13 protein-coding genes are annotated in these 15,697 nt (G+C 68.2%); 8 read left to right on the top strand and 5 right to left on the bottom strand.

The features are described from left to right. Window positions 1-45: 45 nt before the first annotated feature. The 6 genes from DWG20_RS08695 to fnr all read left to right on the top strand — a co-directional run bounded on the left by DWG20_RS08695 (window position 46) and on the right by fnr (window position 9,819). A complete protein-coding gene (locus DWG20_RS08695) occupies window positions 46-1,971 on the top strand; it encodes an IucA/IucC family protein (protein ID WP_115433439.1) in 1,926 nt (641 codons plus the stop codon). Continuing rightward, window positions 1,961-3,178 (top strand): MFS transporter, encoded by a 1,218-nt coding sequence (locus tag DWG20_RS08690; RefSeq protein ID WP_115433438.1) that lies wholly within the window; start codon window positions 1,961-1,963, stop codon window positions 3,176-3,178. The genes DWG20_RS08695 and DWG20_RS08690 overlap by 11 nt, the downstream gene beginning before the upstream one ends. A 162-nt stretch (window positions 3,179-3,340) precedes the next feature. Beyond that, window positions 3,341-4,594: a murein transglycosylase A gene (gene mltA / locus DWG20_RS08685; RefSeq protein WP_115433437.1), complete on the top strand. Its 1,254-nt coding sequence runs from the start codon at window positions 3,341-3,343 to the stop codon at window positions 4,592-4,594. A 5-nt stretch (window positions 4,595-4,599) separates the two neighbouring features. Further along, window positions 4,600-5,697 (top strand): efflux RND transporter periplasmic adaptor subunit, encoded by a 1,098-nt coding sequence (locus DWG20_RS08680; RefSeq protein ID WP_115433436.1) that lies wholly within the window; start codon window positions 4,600-4,602, stop codon window positions 5,695-5,697. Window positions 5,698-5,700: 3 nt separating this feature from the next. Continuing rightward, the gene (locus tag DWG20_RS08675) at window positions 5,701-8,817 is read left to right on the top strand and encodes an efflux RND transporter permease subunit (protein WP_115433435.1); all 3,117 of its coding nucleotides are present in this window, start codon (window positions 5,701-5,703) and stop codon (window positions 8,815-8,817) included. A gap of 255 nt (window positions 8,818-9,072) precedes the next feature. Next, a complete protein-coding gene (fnr, locus tag DWG20_RS08670) occupies window positions 9,073-9,819 on the top strand; it encodes a fumarate/nitrate reduction transcriptional regulator Fnr (RefSeq protein ID WP_115433434.1) in 747 nt (248 codons plus the stop codon). On the opposite strand, the gene DWG20_RS08665 is transcribed toward fnr, so the two are convergent. The 3 genes from DWG20_RS08665 to DWG20_RS08655 all read right to left on the bottom strand — a co-directional run bounded on the left by DWG20_RS08665 (window position 9,812) and on the right by DWG20_RS08655 (window position 12,268). Then, window positions 9,812-10,462, bottom strand: coding sequence for a hypothetical protein (locus tag DWG20_RS08665; RefSeq protein ID WP_115433433.1), 651 nt, complete (start codon window positions 10,460-10,462; stop codon window positions 9,812-9,814). The genes fnr and DWG20_RS08665 overlap by 8 nt on opposite strands. Further along, window positions 10,444-11,418, bottom strand: a complete 975-nt coding sequence (locus DWG20_RS08660) for a DUF1853 family protein (protein WP_245944687.1) — start codon at window positions 11,416-11,418, stop codon at window positions 10,444-10,446. The genes DWG20_RS08665 and DWG20_RS08660 overlap by 19 nt, the downstream gene beginning before the upstream one ends. 61 nt (window positions 11,419-11,479) lie before the next feature. Further along, complete coding sequence (locus DWG20_RS08655) at window positions 11,480-12,268, bottom strand: RNA methyltransferase (RefSeq protein WP_115433432.1); 789 nt, start codon at window positions 12,266-12,268, stop codon at window positions 11,480-11,482. A 134-nt stretch (window positions 12,269-12,402) separates the two neighbouring features. On the opposite strand from DWG20_RS08655, the gene DWG20_RS08650 reads away from it, so the two are divergent. Further along, complete coding sequence (locus DWG20_RS08650) at window positions 12,403-13,191, top strand: inositol monophosphatase family protein (RefSeq protein WP_115433431.1); 789 nt, start codon at window positions 12,403-12,405, stop codon at window positions 13,189-13,191. 164 nt (window positions 13,192-13,355) lie between these two features. On the opposite strand, the gene DWG20_RS08645 is transcribed toward DWG20_RS08650, so the two are convergent. Next, window positions 13,356-13,799 (bottom strand): multidrug/biocide efflux PACE transporter, encoded by a 444-nt coding sequence (locus DWG20_RS08645; RefSeq protein ID WP_115433430.1) that lies wholly within the window; start codon window positions 13,797-13,799, stop codon window positions 13,356-13,358. An 89-nt stretch (window positions 13,800-13,888) separates the two neighbouring features. Between DWG20_RS08645 and DWG20_RS08640 the strand changes: the two genes are divergently transcribed. Next, window positions 13,889-14,752, top strand: coding sequence for a LysR family transcriptional regulator (locus tag DWG20_RS08640; RefSeq protein ID WP_115433429.1), 864 nt, complete (start codon window positions 13,889-13,891; stop codon window positions 14,750-14,752). Window positions 14,753-14,761: 9 nt separating this feature from the next. Here DWG20_RS08640 and DWG20_RS08635 read toward each other — a convergent pair whose 3' ends face one another. Beyond that, complete coding sequence (locus DWG20_RS08635; RefSeq protein ID WP_115433428.1) at window positions 14,762-15,679, bottom strand: LysR family transcriptional regulator; 918 nt, start codon at window positions 15,677-15,679, stop codon at window positions 14,762-14,764. Window positions 15,680-15,697 lie beyond the last annotated feature (18 nt).

The following is a 15,697-nucleotide window of genomic DNA, read 5'->3' as shown; positions in this document are numbered from 1 at the left end:
GCGCGACCAGGTCCTGTCGACAACACGCTTTCAGAGGAGTCGATCATGACCGCAGCCTTGCCCAAACTTCAGCAGGCATTTGCCCGCTGGGGCGAAGCATTGGAGACCCCGGCCTTCCAGAAACGCCAGACCAGTGTGACCGACCTGGCCCACGCCGTGCCGCTGGCGCGCGAACGCAGCTTCCAGCGCCTGATTCAGGCGCTGTTTCGCGAAGGGCTGCTCGATACCGCCCAGCTGGTGCCGGACGGCGAGGGCCGCCGCTGGCTGGCGCTGCCGCAAAGCGGCAAGATGCTCCGTTTCGACGCGCTGAAACCGGGCGCGATGCGCAGCTGGCAATCGAAGGGCCGAGTGTGGCTGTGCACGCCCGGCGTCGAGCCGCGCGAGATGTGCTACCCGTCCGAGCTGCTTGCCGCCTTGTCCGAGCTGTTTCAGCCGGCGCCGCAGGCGCTCGACCTGCTGCGGCTGGCCGAAGAACTGGACGACAGCCTGGATAACGACGTGCTGTGCCTGGCCTACCACCACAGCTGGAACCAGGCGCTGGAGCAGGACATCGCCAGGGAAGGCGCGGCCGGTCTGCTGCATTGGCTGCGCGCCGGCTTCGGCGGCGTCAACCCGACCGCCTTGCTCGAACAGTGGGGCACGCTGGGCCACCCGTGGCACCCGAACCACAAGACCAAGCTAGGCTTGTCGCCGCAAGAAGTGATCGCGCTGTCGCCGGAATTCGAAAGCCGGCTGCCGGTACAGCTGGCCGCCTTGCACCGCCGCTGTGCCCACCTGGAAAGCCTGGAAGACGCCGACGATTTTGCCGCGTGGTGGCAAGAGGTGTTTCCCGAAGCGGCGCGCCGGTTTGCCCAAGCCTTGCAAGCGCAAGGACTCGATCCGGCCGGCTACCTGCCGCTGCCGGTACACCCGTGGCAGTTGCAGCAGCATCTGCCGCAGGCCTTCGCCGCCGAGATCGCCAGCCAGGATCTGGTGTTGACCGGGGTGACGGCGTTTACCGCGGCGCCGACCATGTCGTTCCGCACCGTGGCGCACCCGGACAGCCGCAGCGCGCCTATGGTGAAGCTGCCTGTGTCGCTGCGCCTGACCAGCGTGCAGCGCACGGTATCGCCGCGCTCGGCGCGGATGGGACCGCGCGTCAGCCATTTGCTGCGCAGCATCCTCAAGCGCGAGCCGCAGCTGGGCCAGGTATTGGCCGTGCTGCCCGAGCGCTACGGCGTGCACTACGCGCCGCAGCCGGCCGACGACGAACGCTCGCGCCACCTGGCGGTCCTGTTCCGCGACAACCCGCTCGGCACGTTGGCCGAGGGTGAAATGGCCATCCCGGTGGGCAGCCTGTTCGCGCCGGACGGCGAGGGTCAGCCGCTGCTGCGCCAGTGGGTGCGCTTGGCCGAGGGTGCGGACGACACCGTGGCGATGCGCCGCTTCTTCCGCCGCTACTGCGCGCGCGCGCTGCAAGGGCTGCTCGCGATGTATCTGGTGTACGGCGTCGGCTTCGAGGCGCATCAGCAGAACAGCTTCGCCATCATGGGGCGCGACGGCCGGATGGATCGCTTGCTGATCCGCGACTTCGGCGACATCCGCATCCACCGCGCCACCTTGCAGGCGCACGGGCTGAGCCTGGAGTTGCACGACCCGGAGATGACGCTGGTGGACGACGCCGCTTTCGTGCGCGACAAGCTGCTGCATTGCGTCTTCATGTGCCACCTCGGCGAGCTGGCTCTGTTGTGCGCGCGCCACTGGGGCGTGGCCGAGCGCCTGCTGTGGGACGATATGGCCGAGCGGGTGGCGGCCGAGTTCGACGCGCTCAAAGACCGCGTCGAGCCGCAACGCTGGCAGAGCGAACGGCAAGCGCTGCTAGAGGACGACTGGCCGGCCAAGTCCTTCGTCCGGATGCGTCTGGCCGACAGCCACGCCGACGTGGTAGGCCGCCTGCCCAACCCGCTGCGCCCGGGCCGCCATGCGGGCTAAGGTCTCGCCGCTCGCGTGGCTGGTGGCGATCCAGTTCGTCTCGATGGGGGCGATGGAGATGAGCGGCCCGTTCTGGCCGCTGCATATCCAGCGCCTGCTGGGCGGCGACGCGCACGGCATGACCGCGCTGCTGTCGGCGCTGGTGTACGCCGGGCCGATGGTGGCCGCCATGCTGCTCACGCCGTTCTGGGGCCGCATCGGCGATTGCACCGGCCACAAGCCTATGGTGTTGCGCGCGCTGCTCGCGCTGGCGCTGTGCCAGGCGGCGGCGGCCTTCACCGACAACGCGTGGGCGCTGGTGGGCATCCGCTTGCTGCAAGGCGGATTCGCCGGTTTCATCGCCGCCGCCCAGGCATACGCGGTGGCGGTGAGCGACCCCACCCGGCGCGGCCGGACGCTGTCGCATCTGCAATCGGCCACCGCGGTGGGTTCGCTGGCCGGCCCGGTGCTGGGCGGCTGGCTGATGGACGTGTCCGGCTTTGCCTGGCTCTGCCTCTGGGCTGCCGTCGCGTGCCTGGCGTGCGCGCTGGCCGCGCTTGCGCTGCCGGCCGATGCTCCGTCACACCGGGTGCGTGACGCAAAGTCCACGCAAGCCGGCTGGCCGCACGGCTGGCTGACCGGAATCCTGCTCGTCATCGTGCTGATCCAGGCCGCCAAGATGATGCCGCAGCCGTTCTTCGCGCTGTACGTGTCCGACGTGCTGCACGCGCCGAACTGGCTGGTGGGCGCAAGCTACGCGGCCAGCGCCGCTACACTGGCTTTGTCGGCGCCACTGTGGGGCCGGGCGTTCGACCGCTGGCAGCCGGCACGCACCTTGTCGGTGATCGAAGTGGTCGCTTGGCTGTGCGCGCTGACCCTGGCGCTGACCGCGCTGGCCGGCACTTGGCAAGGCTTCGTCGCCAGCCGGCTGGTCTGGGGCGTCTGGCAAGGGGCATTGCTGCCGGTGGCGTACGCGCTGATCGCGCGCACCGTGCCGGAAACCGGCCAGGGGCTGGCGCTCGGCCTGGGCAACAGCGCCGCCAAGGCCGGTGCCCTGGTCGGCACCTTGCTTGGGGCCGCAGGGATGGGCTTTTTCGGGCTGAACGCCGGTTTCTGGCTGGTGGCGGCCACCTATGCGCTGGCGGCCGCGGGCATCCGCTTCGTCCGCTTTCACTCCACTTCGCCGGCGCCGCTTTCTACGCGATGCGCAAGCCAGGCTCGGTCATAAGCGGCCAGAGCCTGCCTCGACGCCGCCTGCGGGCGGCGTCTTTTCTTATTCGGCGCGAACTCACCCTCTATTCAAACGGTCTACTCGGATCGACCTGCACCGCACAAGCGCCGTGTAGAATAGTCCGACCGTGCGCCCCGCCGCCCAACGCGACCGATTGCCATGAAACGTCTTCTCCTGATCATCCTGCCGCTGGCGCTCGTCGCGGCCTGCACGACCACGCCGACCCCGCCGTCCAGAGGCGCGGTCAATTACACGCAGCAAACGCTGAGCGCGCTGCCCGACTGGGGCCGCGCGCAGCAGCTCGACAGCCTTGCCGCGCTTAAACAGAGCTGCAAGGCGCTCGCCAAGCGGCCGGGCTGGGCCGACGTCTGCCGCGACGCGGCGACGCTAGACGCCGCCGACGCGAGCGCGGTCAAACGCTTCTTCGAGACGCGTTTCGACGCGTGGAAGGTCATAGACAGCGCGCGCGACACCGGCCTCATCACCGGCTACTACGAGCCGCTCTTGGCCGGCAGCCGCACGCAAAGCGCGCGCACGCCTTACCCGGTGTACGGCGTGCCGGCCGACCTCGTCACGCTCGACGTCAGCGCCGCCGACCGCAACGCCGCGCAACTCGTCGTGCGGCGCGCCAACGGCAACAAGCTCGCCATCGTGCCGGGCAAGACCTCGCCCGGCGCCGGCGAGTTCATGCTGACGCCCTCCGACTTCAAGCCCGACGCGCGCACGACGCGCCTGAAGGGCCGCGTCGACGGCGAGCGCGTGCTGCCCTACTACAGCCGCGCCGAGATCGAGGCGGGCCGTGGCGTCTCGAGCTCGCCGGTGCTCGCCTGGGTCGAGGACCCGACCGAGCTGTTCTTCCTGCAGATTCAGGGCTCGGGCCGCATCCAGCTCGAGGACGGCAGCTTTTTACGCGTGACCTACGCCGAGCAGAACGGCTACGGCTACCAGTCGATCGGCAAGGTGCTGATCGAACGCGGCGAGCTGACGATCGCCGATGCGTCGATGCAGGGCATCCAGGCGTGGATCAAGGCCCACCCCGACCGTCGCCAGGAACTGTTCAACCAGAACCCGAGCTACGTGTTCTTCAAGGCGCATGCCAGCCAAGAAGGCGGCCCTCCCGGAGCGCTCGGCGTGCCCTTGACCAACGGCTACAGCATCGCCGTCGACCCGCGCTACATCCCGCTGGGCGCGCCGGTGCTGCTCGCGACCACCTGGCCGCTGTCCGACGAACCGCTGGTGCGGCTGATGCACGCGCAGGACACCGGCGGCGCGATCCGCGGCGGGGTGCGCGCCGACTTCTTCTGGGGCTTCGGCAGCGAGGCCGGCCTGTACGCCGGCCGCATGAAACAGCAGGGCCGCCTGTGGATCCTGCTGCCCAAGGGCGTCAGCCCCAATCAGGTGCTCGCCATCTAAAGACCATGAAACTAAGCCTGCAATCCCTTATTGCGGCCGTCACCGCCGCGCTGATCGTCGCCGGCTGCGGCCAGCACGAGGCGGCGAAGCCCGCCGCCACGCCGCCGCGCCAGCTCGACGCGAGCGACATCGTCGAGGCGAGCGCGCAGCCGCTGGCGCAAACGGTGCCGTTCACCGGCACGCTCAAACCGCTGAACGAGGCGCTGGTCGCCGCGCGCGTCGAAGGCACGTTGGCCGAGGTCAACGTGCGCGCCGGCCAGCCGGTGCGGCTCGGCCAGGTGCTCGCGGTGATAGCCAACGAGGCGCTGCGCCAGACGGTCGCCGAGCAGGAGGCGCAGCTGACCAACCAGGAGGCGCGGCTGAAGCTCGCGCGCGTCAAGCTCGACCGCCAGCGCGAACTGTTCACCAAGGGCTTCATCTCCAAGCTCGCGCTCGACGAACTCGAGAGCGACTTCGCGGTGCAGGCCGGCTCGCTCAGGGTGCAGCAGGCGCAACTGAAGCGCGCGCGCGAAGACCTGTCCGACACCGTCGTCAGGGCGCCGATCGCCGGCGTGGTGTTCGAACGCGCGAAGAACCCGGGCGAGCGCATCGCCCGCAACGAGAAGCTGTTCGGCGTCGCCGACCTGTCCGAACTCGAGATCGCCGCCAGCCTGCCGTCGCGCGAAGGGGCGGCCTTGTCTCCCGGCATGCGCGCGCGCTTCACGGTGGAAGGGATGCCCGGCGAGTTCTCGGCCAACGTCGCGCGCATCAACCCGGTCGCGTCGACTAGCACGCGCACCTTCGAGGCCTACCTGCGCGTCTCCAACCCCGACGGCCGGCTGAAGGCCGGCCAGTTCGCGCGCGGCGGCGTCGTACTGCACGAAGTCGACGACTTCGTGGTGCTGCCTGCCAGCGCGGTGCGCGAGCGCGAAAAATCGCCGTGGGTGCTGGTCGTGAAGAACGGCAGGCTCTCCCGCGCGCAGGTAAAGGTCGAGCTCGAATCGGAAGCCGACCGCCGCGTCGCGGTGTCGGGCATCGTCCCCGGACAGACCGTCGTCACGACCGAGCTGATCGGCATGAAGGAAGGCGACGCGGTCAAGCTGCCGCTCGCGACGGGGAAATAAGCGATGTGGCTCACCCGCGTCAGTATCCAGAACCCCTACTTCGCCGCCGTGCTGATGCTGGTGCTGATCGTGCTCGGCCTGTTCTCGATCAATCGCCTGCCGCTCGAGGAGTTCCCCGACATCCGCTTCCCGGTCGCCGTCGTCGCCGTCAGCTACCCGGGCGCATCACCCGAGGTGGTCGAGAGCGAGGTCAGCCGGCCGATCGAGGAGACGCTGAACACGATCAGCGGTATCAAGAACATCCGCTCGTACTCGTTCGAAGGCTCTTCGACCGTCGTCGTCGAGTTCGAACTGTCTGCCGACGCGACCGTCGCGCTGCAGGACGTGCGCGACCGCATCTCGGCGGTGCAGGGCAGCTTCCGGCGCGAGATCAAGTCGCCGGTGGTGTCGCAACTGAACCCGAATGACCAGCCGCTGCTTTCGTTCGCGCTGACATCGCCCGACAAGAACCTAAGGGGACTCACGACCTGGGTCGACAACGTGCTGAAGAAGCGGCTGCAGACGGTGTCGGGCGTCGGCGAAGTCAAACGCGTCGGCGGAGCCCGCCGCGAGATCCGCGTCGACGTCGACCCCTACCGGCTCGAGGCGGTCGGCCTGTCGGTCGGCGACGTGGCCTCGGCCATCCGCACCGCCAACCAGGACTTCCCGACCGGCTCGGTCAACACCGCGAGCAACGAGCTGTCGGTGCGCCTGACCGGCAAGCTGGCGACGGTCGACGACTTCTCCAAGCTGACGCTCACGTGGCGTAACGGCGCGCCGATCCGGCTCGCCGACGTCGCCTCCGTCGCCGACGACGAGGCCGAGAAGGACAGCCTGTCGCTGATCGACGGCTTGCCATCGGTCGGCCTCGACATCCGCGCGGCGCGCGGCGCCAACGTCGTCGCGGTCGCCGAAGGCGTGAAGAAGGTGATGGAAGAAATGAGGCCGCTGATGCCGGCCGGCACCGGCGTCAAGGTCACCTACGACAAGTCCGACAACGTCAAACGCTCGCTGACCGAGGTGAGGAACAGCCTGATCGAGGGCGCGGCGCTGACGGTACTGATCGTGTTCCTGTTCCTGGGCAGCTGGCGCAGCACGGTGATCACCGGCCTGACCTTGCCGGTCGCGCTGATCGGCACGCTGTTCGCGATCTCGGCGATGGGCTTCACCTTGAACCTGATGACGCTGATGGCGCTGTCGCTGTCGATCGGCCTGTTGATCGACGACGCCATCGTCGTGCGCGAGAACATCGTCCGCCACGCCAATATGGGCAAGGAGCACTACAAGGCGGCGCTCGAAGGCACCGAGGAGATCGGTCTGGCGGTGCTGGCGACGACGCTGGTCATCGTCGCGGTGTTCCTGCCGGTCGGCTTCATGGGCGGCATCATCGGCAAGTTCTTCCACCAGTTCGGCCTGACCGTCACCGTCGCGGTGCTGATCTCGATGCTGGTCAGCTTCACGCTCGACCCGATGCTGTCGTCGATCTGGCACGACCCGCACCACCACGGCGATGCGCACAAGGGGCCGCTCGGGCGCACGCTCGACTGGTTCGAAGCCTCGCTCGACCGCTTGGCCGAGCGCTACGGCGCCGCGATCGGCTGGGCGCTCGACCACAGGAAGACGGTGATCGCCGGCGCCTTGGCGCTGCTCGTCGGCAGCTTCATGCTGGTGCCGCTGATCGGCGGCGAATTCCTGCCCAAGAGCGACCAGGGCAAGTTCTCGCTGAGCTTCAAGACCGCGCCGGGCAGCTCGCTCGAATACACCGAGGCGAAGGCGCGCCAGGTCGAGAAAGGCTTGCGCGAGCTGCCCGAGGTGCGCTCGGTGAACGTCAGCGTCGCCGGCGGGCGCTTCGGCGCCGGCAAGACCGAGGCACGGTTGGTGGTCGACGCCGGCAGCAAGCAGGAGCGCGAACGCAGCCTGTTCGACCTGATGGCCGCCGCGCGCGGCAAGGCCGAGCGCGTCGCCGGCATCGAGCTGTCGTCGGTAGAAGAACTCGGCAAGCACGGTCCGGGCGGCAAGGCGGTCAACATCGGCTTGCGCGGCAGCGATGTGCATGTGCTCGAGGCGGCCGCCAACGCGCTGTCCGGGCGGCTGGCTGGCGTCAAGGGCGTCAGCGACGTCGAGAGCAGCCTGTCGGCGGCCGACCCGGCGCTCGACATCTCGGTCAAGCGCGACGCCGCCGGCAGCCTCGGCATCGACCTCGCCGAGGTCGGCGACACGCTGTCGACGCTGTTGGCCGGCAACACCGTCACCACCTGGGAAGCGCCCGACGGCGAGAACTACGACGTCAGGCTGCAGATCCCGAAACCCGCGCGCGCGGCCGAACTCTTGGACGTCTTGACCGTCGCCGGAAATCGCAAGGACGACGGCTCGGCCAACATGGTGCCGCTGTCGAGCGTGACCGAGAGCCGGCCGGCCGAGAGCCCGCGCCAGATCGACCGCGTGAACCTGCAGCGCGAGGTGACGATCACCGCCAACATCGAGGGCCGCGAGTCGAGTGCGGTGTTCGCCGACATCGGCAAGCTGTTGAAGGACGCGAAGCTGCCGCCGGGCGTCAGCCTGAACCAGGAAGGCGAGCAGAAGGACATGGCCGAGTCGCTCGGCTTCGCGGTGCAGGCGCTGGCGATGGGCGTGATCTTCATCTATCTGATCCTCGCCGCGCAGTTCCGCAGCTTCACGCTGCCGGTGACCATCATGGTGTCGCTGCCCTTGGCCTTCGTCGGCGTGTTTCTCGGCCTGTTGCTGTTCGGCTCGACGCTCAATATGTTCTCGGTGATCGGCATCGTGATGCTGATGGGCCTGGCGGCCAAGAACGGCATCCTCTTGGTCGACTTCATCAACCAGGCGCGCCGCGAGGGCATGGAAAGGCGCGCGGCGATCGTCGAGGCCGGCCGCGTGCGGCTGCGCCCGATCATGATGACCAGCCTGGCGATGATCTTCGGCATGCTGCCCCTGGCGCTCGGCGGCGGCGAAGGCTCGGAGACGCGCGCGCCGATGGCGCACGCGATCATCGGCGGCATGGTGACGTCGACCGTGCTGACGCTGATCGTGGTGCCGGTGGTGTACACCTATATGGACGGCTTGCGGACCCGCGTGCGCCGCGTGTTCGCAAGGCTGAACGGACACGCGCACCGCGCCTGATCTTCGACGCCGTCTGCACGAAGAAGCTCGGCCAACCTTACAAAAGGTTGGCCGAGCTTTTTTCTTCACACCGTGCGCGAATAGCGCGCCGTCGTCGCGCGTTCGCGCAGATGGCGGTCGAATTCGAAGCGGGCGGGCGAAGTCGGTTCGGGTTTCACTGCGATGACAAAGGCACGGGTGGGCTGTTAAATTTGCCGAAACGCCCGCTTTACCGCCTTGCCCCACGTCAAGCGAAGAAGGAAAACCGCAACGCCCATGGCCGATACCCTTTCGCCCGCCACGCTGAAAGTCAGCTGCTCTGACTGTTCCTTGCGCGAGCTGTGCCTGCCTATAGGCCTCAACCCCGACGAGATGTCACAACTGGACGCGGTGATCCGCCAGAGCCGCAAGCTCAAGCGCGGCGACGCCCTGTTCCGCAGCGGCGAGGGTTTCCGCTCGCTGTTCGCGGTGCGCACCGGCTTTTTCAAGACGACAGTCGCGAGCTGCGACGGCCGCGAGCAGGTGACCGGTTTTCACATGTCGGGCGAGCTGATGGGGCTGGATGGCATCTCGGTCGACCTGCACGGCTGCGACGCGATCGCGCTCGAGGACAGCGAGGTGTGCGAGCTGCCGTTCACGCGCATGGAAGACCTCAGCCGCGACATCCCCAGCCTGCAGCGCCACTTCTACCGGCTGATGAGCCGCGAGATCGTCCGCGACCAGAACGTGATGCTGCTGCTCGGCAATATGAAGGCCGAGGAGCGCCTCGCCGCCTTCCTCTTGAACCTGTCGCAGCGCCTGGCCAGCCGCGGTTTCGCCGCCAACGACTTCATCCTGCGGATGAGCCGCGAGGAGATCGGCAGCTTCCTCGGCCTCAAGCTCGAGACGGTCAGCCGCACGCTGTCCAAACTCCAGCAGCAGGGCTGGATCAAGGTCGACCACAAGCACATCCGGCTCCTGGAACCCGCCACGCTCAAGGCGCTGCTGTCCGGCTGCGCGAACGCGAGCTCCGGCCCTAGGTGAGCGGCCTCACCCGCCCCAGACAAGCCGTCTTTCCCCGGTAGCAGCCCGGATCGGCGAGCGGCTCGGCCAACACCGCCCGGTATTCCGCAAGGAGTACCGGGCGCTGTGCTTTGAGCGCCGCGCAAGCCTCCCCGGACGATGCCAGAACGCGTCGCCAGCCTATGTTGTCGCGCGCCAAACGCCACGCGAGCGCCGCCGAGTCGGGCAGCAAGCTCAGCAGCTGGTAGTCCGACCACAGCGCCGCCTGTTGTTCGAGCCCGTAGTCGGCGAAGCGGCCCGCGTCGAGAGAATAAAGATAGGGGTCGACGGTGAAAGGTAGCGACCCGACGACGCCGATCGCGAAGCCGCGCGTCAACAGCGGTGCGCCCTGCTGCGCCTGCCAGACGTGGACCAGCTCGTGCAGCCAGGTGTGCAGCGCGGCCAGATCCTCGGCCGAACCCTCGGCCAACCTTGCGCAGCAAATCGAGTAGTCGCCGCGGTAAAGGGGAGCCGTCAGCCAGACGGTGTTGCGCCACGCCATAGGGCGCGTCCAGAAGGGGAAGCGCGCGCGCGGCACGAGGCGCAGCGGCGCGGGGTCGAGCGCGGCGCCGTACAGCGAAGCGACGAGCGCGCGCTCGCCGACGCTCAACGGCCGGCCTGCCACGCCGGCTCCGGCAGCATGCGTGCGCGCAGCGCGGCGAGCGCCTCGGGCGGCGGCCAGCCGGCCGGCAGCACGAAGCCGCGCGCCACCTCGAACGCCTCGCCGGTCTCGTCGACGGCGACCTCGGCGACCAGTTGCGGCCGGTCGATCAGAGCGAGCCGGGCGCGCAAGTCTTGCTCGGATTCGGTATAGAGCGCCGGCAGCCTGGCCGGTGCGAGCCATTGCAGCCGCGGCAGCCACAGCCAGCGGCTGTCGCCGCTGCGATGCGGCCAAGGCTCGGCCAATGGGGCGAACCAGCCGCGTGGAGCATGGGGGTTCAGCGGGTGCGGCAGCGCGAGGCCGTCGTTGATGAAGAGCCAGCCGGTGACGCGCGCGACGCTCGCCGCCTGAGTGAAGCCCGCCGGCAGCAGCGGTGCGGCGAGCGGGTGGCGGCGCAGCGCGAGCTGCCGCTCGAGCTTGGCCGCCTTCAGCCGCCACGCGTCGCGCAGGCTGGCGCCGATCAGGCTGTCGGGCACGTCGCCCAGCATCAGGTAGAACTTGCTGGCCAGCTCGATATGGAAGGGTTCGCCGTCCAGACGCACCAGGAAGTCGAATTCGCCGTGCGTGCGGTGCGCGGCGTCGCGCACCGCGAGGTTGTGCGCGACGAGTTCGGCGTGCGGCGCATGCGCGAACCAGTACGCGAGCAGCACCTCGGCGTAGCGGCCGAGCCGGCCCGACGGATGCGCGAGCAGCCATTGCTCGAGCGGCGCCGGATCGGCGTCGAGCGCCGAAAGGCTCGGCCAACCTCGGGCGCCGAGCAGCCGGGCCGGTTCGAGGTTGCTCGACGCCGCCCAGCCCATCGGCGCGGTCAGCAGGAAGGCGAGGTCGCGCACCGCCTGGTGGCGCAGCGTCAACAGCCGCGCGTGCCAGGCCGGCAGCGCGGAAAGAAGGGGGAACGAGACGGGCGGAACGGGCGGCACGGTCAGCCTTTCGGAGGAACGTCTTTCCTGAACTTTACCCCGGTGCGCCGTGCCGCGCGAATCAGGCGTTTTCGTCGGCTTCGCCAGGGTCGGACCGGGTGCCGGACTGTCCGCCTGCGCTGCGCTGCATCTGCTTGAGCATACCGCGCAGGATGTCGATCTCCTCGCGCTGCAACTGGGCGCGGTTGAACAGCGTCTTCAGCCGGCGCATCAGCCGCTCGCCGTTGCGGCGACGGTAGTAGCCGATCGCCTCGAGCGTCTCGTCGAGATGACCGTAGAAGCCGTCGACCTCCTCGTGCGTCGCCGCCTCGGCGTCTGTCTTCAAATAGTCGACGCCGACGTCGACGTGCGAGAACAGCTCGTACGACAGCACCTGAACCGCCATCGCCAGGTTCAGCGAGAAGTAGTCGGGGTTGCCGGGGATGGTCATCAGCCGGTTGCACTGCTCGACCTCGTCGATCGACAGGCCGAAGGTCTCGTTGCCGAACACCAGCGCGACCTGTTCTCCGGCCGTGGCGCGCGCGATCAGGTCGGGCGCGAGTTCGCGCGGCGTGGACAGCGGCGTCGTCAGCTCGCGGCGGCGGCTGGTCAGCGCACACGCGACGGTGACGCCGGCCAGCGCCTCGGCCAAGGTCGACGTCACCGTCGCGTTCTCGAGCACGTCGACCGCACCCGAGGCGAGCGTGTCCGCCTCGGCCGACGGGAAGGTCTTCGGTTCGACGAGATAGAGCTTGGTCAGCCCCATCGTCTTCATCGCGCGCGCGGCCGATCCGATGTTGCCGGGGTGGCTCGGACGGGCCAGCACCACGCGAATGTTCTTCAGAAAATCAGGCACTTGGGGTTTATTCATCAGCGTTTTCCGGTTACAATGCGCGCCATCTTCTAGAACCCGTCCCCTCGGCCGGGCTCTTCGTTCCTTAAACCGATCATCATCCACTCGTCAGGCGCCCGAGCGCCTGCGGGTTGCAACGTACTGAGGCCTCAATGCATCCGATGCTAACCGTGGCGGTCAAAGCCGCTCGCCGTGCCGGCAACCATATCCAGCGTGCTTCGCAGAATCTGGACGTGATCCGCGTAGAAAAGAAAAAGGCGAACGACTTCGTGTCCGACGTGGACCGCCAGGCGGAAGAAATCATCATCGAGACCCTGCTCGAGGCCTATCCGAAGCACGCAATTCTAGCAGAAGAGTCCGGCGCCAAAGGCGTGGGCAACTCCGACTACGAGTGGATCATCGACCCGCTGGACGGCACCACCAACTTCCTGCACGGCCACACGCAATACGCGATCTCGATCGCGCTGGCGGTCAAGGGCCAGATCCAGCAGGCGGTGGTGTACGACCCCAACCGCAACGACATCTTCACCGCGTCCAAAGGCGTCGGCGCCTTCCTGAACGACCGCCGCATCCGCGTGTCGCGCCGCATCGCGCTGAACGAATGCCTGATCGCCACCGGCTTCCCGGTGTCGGACATGAGCTACCTCGACCAATACCTCGCGATGTTCCGCGACGTGCTGCCGAAAGTCGCCGGCGTGCGCCGTGAAGGCTCGGCCGCGCTCGACCTGTGCAACGTCGCCTGCGGCCGCGTCGACGGCTTCTGGGAGCTGAACCTCAAGCCGTGGGACATCGCCGCAGGTAGCCTGATGGTGCAGGAGGCGGGCGGCATCGTCACCAACCCGAAGGGCGAGGACGGCTGGCTCGACTCGGGCGACATCGTCGCCGGCAACCCGAAGGTGCTCGGCCAACTGCTGCACACCCTCGCGCCGCACGTGAAGTAAGCGCTAGATTAGAGATGAAAAGCCCGCCGGCATCCGGCGGGCTTTTTTGTTTCCGGGCTGCCCGTACGCGGCAGCGGCGGCGCGCCGCATGGCCCACCCTTTCCGGAAAAAAGCTCGGCCAACCTTTGTATCAGGTTGGCCGAGCTTTTTCATTTGGAGCGCGCTCAGCACGGCATGGCCACCGCCCGCCTCGCGAACCAGCGCGCGCGCAGCACGTCGTAGCCCCAGTTGAACGCCATGGTGTAGGGCAGGAAGAACAGCAGGATGCCGATGTCGAACAGCAAGGCGTCGATGAGGCTGACGCCCAGCCACCAGGCCACGAGCGGCACCGCCAGGCCGACCAGCCCGCCCTCGAACAGCATCGCGTGCAAGGCGCGCACCGCCAGCGTGCGCGTAAAGCCGAGCCCTTGCTGGGCGCGGTCGAACAGCGTGTTGAACAGCATGTTCCAGCCCATCGCCAAGAGCGACATCATCAGCGTCAGCGCGCCCATGTGGCCCAGCGACCCGCCCATCAGCCACGACAGCAGCGGCGCGCAGATCGCCACCGCCAACAGCTCGAAGGCCAGCGCGAAGAGCGCGCGCTCCAGCAGCGTTTTTCGGGTATCCATCGTCGCCTCCCTGCCGTAAATGAAGAATTGACGCTATTTTCATCGGCGTGCTGGATACTACAAAGCAGGAAACCATCGGAAAAACCGATATGCACTACGCGCCAGAAGCCCTGCACGCCTTCGTCGCCGCCGCCACGCTAGGCTCGTTCAGCGCCGCCGCGCGCAAGCTCGGCAAGAGTCAGTCCACCGTCAGCGAGGCGATCGCCAACCTCGAGATCGACCTTTGCGTGACGCTGTTCGACCGGCAGCTGCGGCCGCCGGCGCTGACCGACGCCGGCCGCCAGCTGTTGCCGCGCGCCGAGGACATCCTCGCCGCGCACGACCGCCTGAGCCGCAACGCCGGCCAGCTGCTGGACGGCATGGAGGCGCGCCTCACGCTGGTGGTGTCCGATACCGCCCTCCAGTCGATCCCGTACGAAACGCTGCTCGCCGACCTCGACCGGCAGTACCCCGACCTGGAACTAGAATGCATGGTGGCCGAGCACGACGACGTGATCGACCTCGTCGAACAGGGGCGCGCCCAGCTCGGCCTGGTCGGCGCGCTGCCCGACTACCCGGCCGACATCGGCCGCGCGACGCTCGCCACGCCGGCCGAGATCGGCCTCTACGTCGGCAAGACCCACCCGCTGGCCGGCCGTGCCGAGCTGGACCGGGACGAGCTCTTGGGCGAACGCGAGCTGCGCCTCAACACCGTGCTCGACAAGCCGCAGCGCCCGACCGGCGGGCGCTGCTGGTCGGCGCCCAACTACCTGTTGCTGATGGAAATGGCGGCGTTCGGCTTCGGCTGGGCGGAGCTGCCCGACTGGTTGGCCGAGCATTTCGGCCGCGACGACCTCGTCAAACTGAAGATGGCCGGCTGGCCGAAATACCTGGCGGTGGATGTGGTCTGGTCGCGCAGCCACCGGCTGGGGCCGGCCGGCAGCTGGCTGCTGGAAAAACTGCGCAGGACCTGAGCGACAGGCTCAAGTCTGCAGCCGGCCCTGCGGCGTGCACGCCTCGAGGTCGTCGAGGAAGACGCGCAGGATGGGCGGGATGGTCGTGCCGCGCCGCGTGATGGCGGTGAACGGCCACATCAGGCCGAAGCGCTGCGGCTCGAGCCGGCGCATCTCGCCGCTCGCGACCCAGCGCTCGGCGTAGTGCACCGGCAGGAAACCGACGTAGGCCCCGGACAGGATCAGGATGGCCTGCGCCTCGACGTTGTCGACCGTCGCGGCCGCCTTGGCGGCGCCGATCAGCTGCAGGTCGCGCTGCTGCAGATAGCCGCGCGCGACGATACGGCTCGCCGCCAGCGTGTCGAACAGCTCGGCGTCGGTAGCCGGGCTCTCGTAGAGCGGGTGGAGACGGCTGCAGAACAGGCCGTCCGACTCCTGGTACAGCAGCGAATAGGCGAGGCCGGGCACCCGCATCGGGAAGTGCCCGATCGCCACGTGCAGGCGGCCGTCGAGCACGCGCTCCTCGAGCTCAGCCGGCGTGCCGATATACACGTCCAGATGCACGTCGTGCCCGCGCGCGACGAAGCGCTGCGTCGCGCGCGGCAGCGGAGACTCCGGATCGGTGATGGTGTTGTCGATGATGCCGAGGTAGAGCCGGCCTGTGATGCGCTCCTTCAAGAGGTCGGTATCCATGCAGAAGGTCTCTACCGCCATCAGCAGGCGCTGCGTCGCCTCGTAGGTCGCCTGGCCGTGCTCGGTCAACCTGAAGCCGCCGCGGCCGCGGTCGCACAGCTTCACGCCGAGCCGGGTTTCCAGGCTGGTCATCTGTTCGCTGATCGTCGACTGCCCGACGTTCAGCGCCGCCTGCGCGGCGGAAAAGCCGCCGCACTTGACGATGGTGACGAAGACCCTGAGCAGTTTCAGGTCGACGTCGTGAAGCTGCATCATCGTTCGCCTCCTCTTCCC

Source organism: Crenobacter cavernae, from assembly GCF_003355495.1.
Classification (GTDB): Bacteria; Pseudomonadota; Gammaproteobacteria; order Burkholderiales; family Chromobacteriaceae; genus Crenobacter; species Crenobacter cavernae.
Note: the sequence above shows the minus strand (reverse complement) of the source record. Positions and strands in the feature narration are given on the sequence as shown.